Source organism: Hafnia alvei (assembly GCF_034424155.1).
GTDB classification, from domain to species: Bacteria; Pseudomonadota; Gammaproteobacteria; order Enterobacterales; family Enterobacteriaceae; genus Hafnia; species Hafnia alvei.
In genome coordinates, this window is sequence record NZ_CP139992.1 from 1 (window position 1) to 11,329 (window position 11,329).

General features: G+C 49.4%; 9 protein-coding genes and 1 pseudogene. 9 read left to right on the forward strand and 1 reads right to left on the reverse strand.

The annotated features are described in order from the left end of the window. The 5 genes from dnaA (at window position 1) to yidA (ending at window position 7,161) form a co-directional block, all read left to right on the forward strand. Complete coding sequence (gene dnaA, locus U0008_RS00005) at window positions 1–1,398, forward strand: chromosomal replication initiator protein DnaA (RefSeq protein WP_071842595.1); 1,398 nt, start codon at window positions 1–3, stop codon at window positions 1,396–1,398. A gap of 24 nt (window positions 1,399–1,422) precedes the next feature. Then, window positions 1,423–2,523 carry a DNA polymerase III subunit beta gene (gene dnaN, locus U0008_RS00010; RefSeq protein ID WP_025797343.1) on the forward strand — a complete coding sequence of 367 codons (1,101 nt, stop codon included), beginning with the start codon at window positions 1,423–1,425 and terminating at the stop codon, window positions 2,521–2,523. A 159-nt stretch (window positions 2,524–2,682) separates the two neighbouring features. Next, window positions 2,683–3,759, forward strand: a complete 1,077-nt coding sequence (recF, locus tag U0008_RS00015) for a DNA replication/repair protein RecF (RefSeq protein WP_025797341.1) — start codon at window positions 2,683–2,685, stop codon at window positions 3,757–3,759. Window positions 3,760–3,789: 30 nt separating this feature from the next. Beyond that, complete coding sequence (gene gyrB / locus U0008_RS00020) at window positions 3,790–6,204, forward strand: DNA topoisomerase (ATP-hydrolyzing) subunit B (protein WP_025797338.1); 2,415 nt, start codon at window positions 3,790–3,792, stop codon at window positions 6,202–6,204. A gap of 141 nt (window positions 6,205–6,345) precedes the next feature. After that, window positions 6,346–7,161 carry a sugar-phosphatase gene (gene yidA, locus U0008_RS00025; protein WP_043489977.1) on the forward strand — a complete coding sequence of 272 codons (816 nt, stop codon included), beginning with the start codon at window positions 6,346–6,348 and terminating at the stop codon, window positions 7,159–7,161. Window positions 7,162–7,483: 322 nt separating this feature from the next. On the opposite strand, the pseudogene U0008_RS00030 reads toward yidA, so the two are convergent. Continuing rightward, window positions 7,484–7,676, reverse strand: a pseudogene (locus U0008_RS00030) (threonine/serine dehydratase); the annotation flags it as partial. Window positions 7,677–7,888: 212 nt separating this feature from the next. Here U0008_RS00030 and U0008_RS00035 point away from each other — a divergent pair. From U0008_RS00035 to dgoD, 4 genes are read left to right on the forward strand one after another with little or no spacing between them, the layout of a single operon-like run. Next, the gene (locus U0008_RS00035) at window positions 7,889–8,587 is read left to right on the forward strand and encodes a FadR/GntR family transcriptional regulator (RefSeq protein ID WP_043489979.1); all 699 of its coding nucleotides are present in this window, start codon (window positions 7,889–7,891) and stop codon (window positions 8,585–8,587) included. Beyond that, window positions 8,584–9,486, forward strand: a complete 903-nt coding sequence (locus tag U0008_RS00040) for a 2-dehydro-3-deoxygalactonokinase (RefSeq protein WP_043489981.1) — start codon at window positions 8,584–8,586, stop codon at window positions 9,484–9,486. Before U0008_RS00035 ends, U0008_RS00040 begins: the two co-directional genes overlap by 4 nt. Next, window positions 9,470–10,087 carry a 2-dehydro-3-deoxy-6-phosphogalactonate aldolase gene (locus U0008_RS00045; RefSeq protein WP_043489983.1) on the forward strand — a complete coding sequence of 206 codons (618 nt, stop codon included), beginning with the start codon at window positions 9,470–9,472 and terminating at the stop codon, window positions 10,085–10,087. The genes U0008_RS00040 and U0008_RS00045 overlap by 17 nt, the downstream gene beginning before the upstream one ends. Then, window positions 10,084–11,232, forward strand: coding sequence for a galactonate dehydratase (gene dgoD, locus U0008_RS00050; protein WP_043489985.1), 1,149 nt, complete (start codon window positions 10,084–10,086; stop codon window positions 11,230–11,232). The genes U0008_RS00045 and dgoD overlap by 4 nt, the downstream gene beginning before the upstream one ends. Window positions 11,233–11,329: the final 97 nt, after the last annotated feature.

Consider the following 11,329-nt stretch of genomic DNA (forward strand, 5'->3'; position numbering starts at 1 on the left):
GTGTCACTTTCGCTTTGGCAGCAGTGTCTTGCCCGATTGCAGGATGAGTTACCTGCCACAGAATTTAGTATGTGGATCCGTCCTTTACAGGCGGAACTGAGTGACAACACCCTGGCGCTGTATGCTCCTAACCGTTTTGTATTGGATTGGGTTCGTGACAAATATCTCAACAACATCAACGGATTGTTGAATGATTTTTGTGGCAGCGATGCGCCGGTTTTACGTTTTGAAGTTGGCACCAAACCTGCGATGGCCATTCCGGCACAAAGCCCGGTTACGGCCAGCGTTTCTGCGCCTGTCATCCAGACCGCGGCTCGCAGTATTGCACCTATGCGTCCGAGCTGGGATAACTCACCGGCGCAGCCTGAACTGTCTTATCGCTCGAATGTAAATCCTAAGCATACGTTCGATAACTTTGTTGAGGGTAAGTCTAACCAACTGGCCCGCGCGGCGGCGCGTCAGGTGGCTGATAACCCTGGCGGCGCTTATAACCCGCTGTTTTTATATGGCGGCACCGGTTTAGGTAAAACTCACCTTTTGCACGCGGTGGGAAATGGCATTATGGCGCGCAAAGCCAATGCCAAAGTGGTGTATATGCACTCTGAGCGTTTCGTTCAGGATATGGTTAAGGCCCTGCAAAATAACGCGATCGAAGAGTTTAAACGCTACTATCGTTCTGTTGATGCTCTGCTTATTGATGATATTCAATTTTTTGCGAATAAAGAGCGCTCGCAGGAAGAGTTCTTCCATACCTTTAACGCACTGCTTGAAGGCAATCAGCAAATCATTCTGACGTCAGACCGCTATCCAAAAGAGATCAATGGCGTGGAAGATCGCCTGAAATCGCGCTTTGGTTGGGGATTGACCGTCGCTATCGAGCCGCCTGAATTAGAAACGCGTGTCGCTATTCTGATGAAAAAAGCCGATGAAAATGATATTCGCCTGCCGGGTGAAGTCGCCTTTTTCATCGCCAAGCGCCTACGCTCTAATGTGCGTGAACTTGAAGGCGCACTGAATCGCGTCATTGCGAATGCCAACTTTACCGGTCGCGCAATTACCATCGATTTCGTGCGTGAAGCATTGCGCGATCTGCTCGCTTTGCAGGAAAAATTAGTCACTATCGATAATATTCAGAAGACAGTCGCTGAGTATTATAAAATTAAGGTGGCCGATTTACTGTCTAAACGCCGTTCCCGCTCGGTTGCTCGCCCACGCCAAATGGCGATGGCGCTGGCAAAAGAGTTGACCAACCATAGCTTGCCGGAAATCGGTGATGCATTTGGTGGTCGTGACCATACTACGGTCTTGCATGCCTGTCGTAAGATTGAACAGCTGCGTGAAGAAAGCCACGACATCAAAGAAGATTTTTCTAATTTAATCAGAACGTTGTCATCCTAATCAAATAACAGTCATCGTAGCGATATGAAATTTATTGTTGAACGTGAACATCTGCTAAAGCCGTTGCAACAGGTAAGCAGCCCGCTGGGTGGCCGACCAACGTTGCCTATTCTTGGTAATCTGCTGCTGCAGGTTGAAGACGGCCATCTATTGCTGACAGGCACCGACCTTGAAATGGAAATGATCGCCCGTGTTCCTCTTGCTCAAGAGCATGAGACGGGTGCGACAACGGTTCCTGCGCGTAAGTTTTTTGATATTTGCCGTGGCCTACCAGACGGTGCGGAAATCACCGTGATATTGGATGGCGACCGCATGTTGGTTCGCTCTGGACGTAGCCGCTTCTCGCTGTCTACGCTGCCTGCCGCTGACTTCCCTAATCTGGATGATTGGCAGAGCGAGGTGGAATTTACTCTGCCTCAGGCAACGCTGAAAAAGCTGATTGAAGCCACGCAGTTCTCAATGGCTCATCAGGACGTGCGTTATTACCTGAACGGCATGTTGTTTGAGACCGAAGGCGAAGAGCTGCGTACCGTTGCGACCGATGGACATCGACTTGCCGTTTGCTCCATGCCTATTGGCCAGAGTTTGCCAAGTCATTCGGTGATCGTGCCGCGTAAAGGCGTGATGGAACTGTCTCGTTTGTTAGACGGTGGTGAAACACCGCTGCGCCTGCAAATTGGCAGCAATAACATTCGTGCTCACGTGGGTGACTTCATCTTTACCTCCAAGCTGGTTGATGGCCGTTTCCCTGACTATCGCCGCGTATTGCCGAAGAATCCGGACAAAACGCTAAAAGCTGGCTGTGACGAACTCAAGCAAGCATTTGCGCGTGCGGCGATTTTATCGAATGAAAAATTCCGCGGTGTTCGCCTCTATGTCAGCCATAACCAGCTGAAAATTACTGCGAATAACCCAGAGCAGGAAGAAGCGGAAGAAATTCTGGATGTGAATTACGAAGGCACCGATTTAGAAATTGGTTTCAACGTTAGTTACGTTCTGGATGTCCTCAACGCACTCAAGTGTGAAGACGTGCATATGTTACTGACTGACTCCGTATCTAGCGTTCAGATTGAAGACGCGGCGAGCCAGTCAGCAGCCTACGTAGTCATGCCAATGCGCTTATAACCATACCCGTCATACTTCGCGCTGCACGTGCGTTGGCTGCCTTCGCTCACCCCAGTCACTTACTTGTGTAAGCTCCTGGGGATTTGCTCAGTTGCCGCCTTCGTGCAACTCGAATTATTTAGGGTATACGAATGCTGGCTTTGCACGGAATAGCTTTTGATGGCTTTAACGCGTCTAACGATCCGCGATTTTCGCAATATTGAATCGGCGGATCTCTCTCCTGCTGAGGGATTCAACTTTCTGGTCGGTGCCAACGGTAGCGGAAAAACCAGCGTGCTCGAGGCTATTTATACGCTTGGGCACGGGCGGGCTTTTCGTAGTTTGCAGGCGGGAAGAGTGATCCGCCACGACCAGAATGAGTTTGTTCTACATGGTCGCATTGATACTGGTGCAGAACGCGAGCTGTCTGTCGGGCTGAGTAAAAGCCGTGCCGGTGATAGCAAAGTGCGTATTGATGGCAGCGATGGTCATAAAGTGGCGGAGCTGGCGCAGATGTTGCCGATGCAGCTTATTACGCCAGAAGGTTTTACCTTATTGAATGGCGGGCCAAAATTTCGGCGCGCTTTTCTCGACTGGGGCTGCTTTCATAGCGACCCCGGTTTCTTTGTTGCCTGGAGCAACCTTAAGCGGCTGCTAAAGCAGCGCAATGCGGCGTTAAGACAGGTAACCCGCTATGGACAACTACGTCCATGGGATCAGGAACTGATCCCGCTGGCAGAACGTATCAGCCAATTGCGAGCGCAATACAGCGCGGCGATTGCTGAAGATATCAGCGCAACATGCGCGCAGTTCTTGCCTGAATTTGCACTAACGTTTTCTTTCCAGCGTGGCTGGGATAAAGAGAGCGATTACGGAGAGTTGCTAGAGCGTCAATTCGAACGCGATAGAGCTCTGACCTATACCGCGGTTGGTCCACACAAGGCAGATTTCCGCATCCGGGCAGAAGGTACACCGGTTGAGGATTTGCTGTCGCGTGGGCAACTGAAGTTACTGATGTGCGCGCTGCGTTTGGCACAGGGTGAATATCTTACCCGCCACAGCGGTCGCCGTTGCCTTTACCTTATCGATGATTTTGCTTCTGAGCTGGATACGGGGCGCAGACGTTTATTAGCCGACCGATTGAAAGCCACTGGCGCACAGGTTTTTGTGAGTGCGGTGAGTGCAGAACAGGTCTCCGATATGGTTGATGAAAAGGGCAAGATGTTCCGCGTGGAACAGGGTAAAATAGCGGTTTAATCACAGTTTTTTAATGAGCGAGAAAGGCTGATGTCAAATACTTATGACTCCTCAAGTATCAAGGTATTAAAAGGGCTGGACGCCGTGCGTAAACGCCCGGGCATGTACATCGGTGATACCGATGACGGCACCGGTCTGCACCATATGGTATTCGAGGTGGTGGACAACGCGATTGACGAGGCGCTCGCTGGCTACTGTAAAGACATTATCGTTACCATTCATAGCGACAACTCAGTGTCGGTTCAGGATGATGGCCGTGGTATTCCTACTGGCCTACACGAAGAAGAAGGTGTGTCTGCTGCCGAAGTTATCATGACCGTGCTGCACGCCGGTGGTAAGTTCGATGATAACTCTTATAAAGTTTCCGGTGGTTTGCACGGCGTTGGTGTTTCCGTAGTTAACGCCCTGTCTGAAAAATTGGAATTGGTTATTCGCCGTGAAGGTAAAGTTCACGAGCAGACCTACGCGCACGGTGTTCCCCAGTTCCCGCTGAAAGTGGTTGGTGATACTGAAATTACCGGTACCACCGTACGTTTCTGGCCAAGCCTGCAGACGTTCTCTAACCATACCGAATTCCAGTACGATATTCTGGCTAAGCGCCTGCGTGAGCTCTCCTTCTTGAACTCCGGCGTGTCTATTCGTCTGCGCGACAAACGTGACAACCGTGAAGATCATTTCCACTATGAAGGCGGTATCAAAGCGTTCGTAGAGTATCTGAATAAAAATAAAACCCCGATCCATCCAAACGTGTTCTATTTCTCAACCGTGAAGGATGATATCGGCGTTGAAGTTGCGCTTCAGTGGAACGATGGTTTCCAGGAAAACATCTACTGCTTTACCAACAACATTCCACAGCGTGATGGGGGTACTCATCTGGCCGGTTTCCGTGCTGCGATGACGCGTACCCTGAACAGCTATATGGAAAAAGAAGGCTACAGCAAGAAAGCCAAAGTTAGCGCCACCGGTGACGATGCGCGTGAAGGTTTGATTGCGGTGGTTTCTGTTAAGGTTCCAGATCCTAAGTTCTCATCTCAGACCAAAGATAAACTGGTTTCTTCTGAGGTTAAAACTGCCGTTGAAACGCAGATGAATGAACTGCTGGCTGAGTACCTGCAAGAAAACCCAGGCGATGCCAAAATCGTTGTGGGCAAAATTATTGATGCTGCGCGCGCGCGTGAAGCGGCTCGTAAAGCACGTGAAATGACGCGTCGTAAAGGTGCGTTGGATTTAGCCGGTCTGCCGGGCAAACTGGCCGACTGTCAGGAACGCGATCCTGCCCACTCTGAACTGTACTTAGTGGAAGGGGACTCTGCGGGCGGCTCTGCAAAACAGGGGCGTAACCGTAAGAATCAGGCGATTCTGCCGCTGAAAGGTAAAATCCTGAACGTCGAGAAAGCGCGTTTCGACAAAATGCTTTCTTCTCAGGAAGTTGCCACGCTGATTACCGCACTGGGGTGTGGTATCGGTCGCGACGAATATAACCCTGACAAGCTGCGTTATCACAGCATCATCATCATGACCGATGCCGACGTCGATGGCTCGCACATTCGTACGCTGCTATTGACCTTCTTCTATCGTCAGATGCCAGAAATTATCGAACGTGGTCATGTATTTATTGCTCAGCCTCCGCTGTATAAAGTGAAAAAAGGCAAGCAAGAACAGTATATTAAAGATGATGACGCGATGGATCAGTATCAGCTTTCTATCGCTTTAGATGGCGCTGAATTGCACATCAATGCCGATGCACCAGCGATGTCTAACGAGCATTTAGAGAAGTTGGTGACCGAGCACTATCAGGTTCAAAAACTGATTGGTCGTATGGAGCGCCGTTATCCTAAGGCGTTGCTGAACCAGCTGATTTATCATCCAACGCTGGTAGAAGCCGATCTTGGCGATCAGGCTAAAGTGCAGCAGTGGATTGAATCACTGGTAAATACGCTGAACGAAAAAGAAGTTCACGGCAGCACCTACTCTGCGATTGTGACTGAAAACCGTGAGCGCCAGATGTTTGAGCCGTCGCTGCGTATTCGTACTCACGGGGTTGATACCGATTATCCTCTGGACTTCGAATTCATTCACGGTGCGGAATATCGCCGCATTTGCAACTTGGGTGGTACGTTGCGTGGTCTGATCGAAGAAGATGCGTTTGTTATGCGTGGCGAACGTCGCCAGCCAATTACCAGCTTCGAACAGGCGTTGGAATGGTTGGTGAAAGAGTCCCGCCGTGGCCTCGCTATCCAGCGTTACAAAGGTTTGGGTGAAATGAACCCTGAACAGCTGTGGGAAACCACCATGGATCCGCAGAGCCGTCGTATGCTGCGTGTTACCGTGAAAGATGCTGTGGCTGCTGACCAGTTATTCACTACGTTGATGGGCGATGCGGTTGAACCTCGCCGTGCATTTATCGAAGAGAATGCGCTGCGCGCTGCAAACCTCGACTTCTAATTTCAGAAGAACGACAAAAGGGACGATTTATCGTCCCTTTTTTTATGCTTTTGTTCCTCGTTTTTGCCTCGCATAAGCAATGACAACCTGACCTAGATTGATTACCGTTACACTATTATTCTGACCCGAAGGGAAAATGTGATGTCGATTAAATTGATTGCCATAGATTTGGATGGAACCCTGCTTAATAACGATCGGATGGTGGCTCCTGCGGTGAAACAGGCTATTTTAGCGGCCAAAGCGCAAGGCGTGCATGTGGTGTTAGCGACCGGACGTCCATTTATCGGCGCACAGCAATATCTACATGAATTGGAGTTGGATACCGCCGGATGCTACTGCCTCTGCAACAATGGTGGTCTGATTGTTCATGCCGAAAACGGGGAACCTTTATTTGAAACCCTGCTTGATAATGCCGACTATTTATACCTCGAATCGCTATCGCGTCAGGTCGGTTCACATTTCCACGCGCTCGATCACCACAAGCTGTATACCGCCAACCGTGACGTCAGTAAATATACCGTTCATGAATCGTTTATTACCGGCATTCCTCTGCATTTCTGCCCAGCGGATGAAATGGATAAAAGCATTCACTTCCCAAAAGTGATGATGATCGACCATCCTGAAGTGCTTGATGCTGCGATTGCCCGCATTCCACCGGAAGCGTATGAACGCTATACCATGATGAAAAGCAGTCCGTATTTCCTCGAAGTATTGAACAAAGATGCAGACAAAGGGAAAGGCATTGCTCGTTTGGCGCAGTATCTGAATATTCCACGCGAAAACGTGATGTGCATTGGCGATCACGGCAATGACCTAGCCATGGTGGAATACGCCGGCGTGGGTGTTGCCATGGGTAACGCCGAGCCAGCAATTAAAGACGCCGCCCAATTTGTTACCACAACGAATCAGGAAGATGGCGTTGCTGTAGCGATCAATAAGTTTGTATTGGGGAAATAAAATACTTATTTAGCCTTCAATGACAATTAAGCCGCAGAATGTTGGTTTTGAGCTTCTCGGCACGTTACCTGACAGCCGAATGAATCATGAAGGTTAGGATTCGCCGACAGGGATGTCGGCGAAAGAACGGAGGAGCCAGGATGGCGATTGCCGTTCGTTCCGTTAAACCGTAATGATGAAATGAGGGAACCCGCGGAGCGGGCTGGAAGGTGGTGCCAAGCCGAGGTGTTGGAGGGCGGCGATTGGCCCTCCAACTCGGACGCCTGCACGGAGGTGATGTAATACTTGGTGCTATAGGCGTTCGAAACCTTTCACGGAAGCTTTATGCTACGGCCTTCAAATAATTATCCAACACGATGTTTTTACCGCGCATAACAACCGCAATTTTTTTGCCCTGATATTCAGCTGCTCATTTCATCAACACCTGTGCCCCCTTCAATCATCCAGCGATCGGTAACGGCAATAAGCTTCATGGCCCGTTTAATCTCTTCTTCACTGATCAACACCCGATTATTTCCGTTTGTGGTGAGGGGGTTTTAGCCACGGCGTAAAACGAAATTGTATTGTCTATTTTGTGATCCAAATTGTAGTACTAAATTATAATTTAACACTACAATCTTGAGGTGGTTATGAGTTAGCGTTTTGGTTTTGTACTGCATTAGTGCAGTTATTTTGCTCACTTAACGGTAAAGTAGGGGGAATGTTACGAGCCTCTAAGTGGAAAATCATGAACAAAACTGAATTGAGTAAAACCGATCGCATTATTGCTGAGATTGGTCAGCAGATTATCAGTGGGAAGTATGTACCTGGCTCATCTCTGCCGTCAGAGGCTGAGATGTGTGAGGAGTTCCAAACCTCGCGCAACATTATTCGCGAAGTGCTGCGAGCGCTTACGGCGAAACGGTTGGTTGAGGTGAAGCGCTATCGCGGTGCTTTTGTGGCTGCGCGTAATCAATGGAACTACCTGGATACTGACGTGCTGCAGTGGGTACTTGCCAATGATTATGACCCTCGTCTGATTAGTGCATTGAGTGAGGTGCGTAATTTGGTTGAACCTGCTATTGCCCGCTGGGCTGCTGAAAGGGCGACCTCCAGCGAACTGGCGACAATAGAGGCCGCGCTGAATGATATGAACCAGCATCATCAAGATTTTAATGCATTTAACGAGGCTGATATTCGCTTCCACGAAGCCGTATTGTCCTCAGTACATAACCCTGTTTTACAGCAGTTAAATGTAGCAATTAGCTCACTACAACGGGCGGTTTTTGAGCGTACGTATATGCCTGATGAGGGCAATATGCCAATAACGCTGCGCGAGCATCAGGCTCTTTACGATGCAATTCGTCATCAGAATGCGGATGCAGCAGAACAGGCAGCGCTTGCAATGATTGCGAGTTCGACGAGGAGATTAAAGGATGAGACATGAATGAAAGTTTTATAGCGATTGATTGGGGATCAACCAATCTCCGTGCATGGCTTTATAAGCAAGGGTTATGCATGGATTCTCTTAATTCAGAATCTGGCGTAACCCGTTTGCAAGGGCAAACTCCGCAGCAGGTTTTTTCTCGCCTTATGCAGCCTTGGTTTCAGGAATATGGCGAGCTACCCACGCTAATGGCTGGAATGGTGGGGAGCAATGCAGGATGGCAAGCGGTCCCTTATCTACCTTGCCCTGTTTCACTGGGTGAAATAGCGCATCATCTTACCCCTGTCCACTCACCGAATATGCCCAGCATCCACATTATTCCGGGGCTATGCATCGATCGCTCTGACAATGCCAACGTGATGCGGGGAGAGGAAACACAGCTTATCGGCGCGCACCAAATGCACGCATCCTCTCGCTATGTTATGCCTGGCACCCACAGTAAATGGGTACATCTATCGGGTGACTGCGTTGATGACTTCCGCACAGTGATTACCGGCGAGCTGCATTATTTGCTGCTACAGCACGGCCTCATCGGCGTGGGTATTGGTGAACAATTGGCTTCTCCAAAGGCGTTCCGTGAGGGAATGGAGACAGGATTCAATGATGCCAATATTTTGCGCTGTTTATTTGAAACACGCGCTGCGCATCTGCTGGGAAGAAGAGACAAAAACACGGTAAGCGATTGGCTATCTGGCGTATTAATTGGCAACGAAGTTGCCCAGATGCAGCAGGATTATGCATTGTGCTCCCACGATGATATTACGCTGATCGGTAGCCAAAAATTGACCGAGCGCTATGCACAGGCGCTGGCGTTCGCCGGTATTAATTACCAAACGCTCGAAGGGGATGTGGCGTTTCAGGCTGGGATAAGGAGTGTTGCAAATGTCTTGGGTTACTAATCTGCCGTTGATTGCCATCTTGCGCGGAATTAAGCCGCAAGAGGTTGAAGCCCATATCACCGCGTTATTAGACGCTGGATTTGATGCCATAGAGATCCCGCTAAATTCACCGGAGTGGGAAAAAAGTATCGCACTGGCGGTGACGCTGTTTGGACACCAAGCGCTAATTGGCGCTGGCACCGTATTAAAACCAGAACACGTTGAGCGGTTACATACGTTGAACAGCAAGTTGGTTGTAACGCCAAACACAGAGCCTGACGTTATTCGCCGTGCGGTTGAGTGCCAGATGTTGGTCTGTTGCGGATGCGCCACGGCGACAGAGGCGTTTCATGCGATCGATGCAGGCGCTCAGGCGTTGAAGATTTTTCCTTCGGCGGCATTTGGGCCTGATTATGTGAAAGCGCTTAAGGCGGTTCTTCCTGCCGAAATCCCTGTATTTGCCGTTGGTGGCGTGACGCCGGAAAACCTCCATGAATATCTTAACGCAGGCTGCATTGGTGCGGGTTTAGGCAGTGATTTGTACCGTGCAGGGCAGAGCGTAGAGCGAACCCATCAGCAAGCGAAGGCTTTCGTGAAAGCATATAAGGATGCAGCGCAATGAAAATTACCAAATTAACTACCTACCGTTTACCGCCAAGATGGATGTTTTTAAAAATAGAAACCGATGAAGGCATCGTTGGTTGGGGTGAGCCCGTTATTGAGGGCAAAGCGAAAAGCGTTGAAGCCGCAGTACACGAGCTAGGTGAATTTATCATTGGGCAAGATCCCGCGCGCATTAATGATATTTGGCAAATGCTTTACCGTGGCAGCTTTTATCGCGGCGGCCCTATTTTAATGAGCGCTATTTCAGGTATTGATCAGGCGCTATGGGACATTAAAGGCAAAGCATTGGGCGCACCGGTTTACCAACTGCTTGGCGGATTAGTTCGTGACAAAATTAAAGCCTATAGCTGGGTTGGTGGCGATCGGCCATCTGATGTCATTGATGGTATTAAAAAACTCACGGCGGCTGGATTTGATACCTTTAAGCTCAACGGCTGTGAAGAAATGGGCATTATTGATAACGCCCGCAAAGTGGATGCCGCGGTTGAAGTTGTGGCAGAAATCCGAGCAGAATTTGGCAATCGCATTGAGTTTGGTTTGGATTTTCATGGCCGCGTTGATGCGCCGATGGCAAAAATCCTTATTAAAGAGTTAGAGCCTTATCGCCCTCTGTTTATCGAAGAGCCCGTATTAGCTGAGCAAGCTGAATATTACTCTCGTCTTGCGGCTCAAACACATATCCCTATTGCCGCGGGTGAGCGCATGTATTCACGCTTTGATTTTAAACGTGTATTGGCTGACGGCGGTTTGGCAATTGTACAGCCCGATCTTTCTCATGCAGGTGGTATTACCGAGTGCTTCAAAATTGCCGCTATGGCTGAATCCTATGATGTTGCGCTTGCGCCACATTGTCCTTTAGGCCCGATTGCGCTGGCTTCCTGCTTACATTTGGATTTTGTGGCTCGTAATGCCGTACTACAAGAACAAAGCATGGGAATTCACTATAACCAAGGTGCTGAACTGCTTGATTACGTGGTGAATAAAGAAGATTTCAATATGGTTGATGGCCATTTTTATCCATTAAATAAGCCCGGTCTTGGCGTTGAAATTAATGAAGAAATGGTGAGAGAACTCAGTAAAAATGCACCTGACTGGCATAATCCGGTTTGGCGGTATCCCGATGGCGCCATCGCCGAATGGTGATCCCCGTCATACTTCGAGCTGCATATGCGTTAGCTGCCTTCGCTCACCCTAGTCACTTACTTATGTAAGCTCCTAGGGATTCGCTCAGTTGCCGCCT

What these genes read in the sequence shown, in the direction of transcription:
- U0008_RS00040 (WP_043489981.1), top strand. Translation starts at nt 8,584, where the DNA reads ATGAATGAAAGTTTTATAGCGATTGATTGGGGATCAACCAATCTCCGT.
- dnaN (WP_025797343.1), top strand. Translation starts at nt 1,423, where the DNA reads ATGAAATTTATTGTTGAACGTGAACATCTGCTAAAGCCGTTGCAACAG.
- yidA (WP_043489977.1), top strand. Translation starts at nt 6,346, where the DNA reads ATGTCGATTAAATTGATTGCCATAGATTTGGATGGAACCCTGCTTAAT.
- recF (WP_025797341.1), top strand. Translation starts at nt 2,683, where the DNA reads ATGGCTTTAACGCGTCTAACGATCCGCGATTTTCGCAATATTGAATCG.
- gyrB (WP_025797338.1), top strand. Translation starts at nt 3,790, where the DNA reads ATGTCAAATACTTATGACTCCTCAAGTATCAAGGTATTAAAAGGGCTG.
- U0008_RS00045 (WP_043489983.1), top strand. Translation starts at nt 9,470, where the DNA reads ATGTCTTGGGTTACTAATCTGCCGTTGATTGCCATCTTGCGCGGAATT.
- dgoD (WP_043489985.1), top strand. Translation starts at nt 10,084, where the DNA reads ATGAAAATTACCAAATTAACTACCTACCGTTTACCGCCAAGATGGATG.
- U0008_RS00035 (WP_043489979.1), top strand. Translation starts at nt 7,889, where the DNA reads ATGAACAAAACTGAATTGAGTAAAACCGATCGCATTATTGCTGAGATT.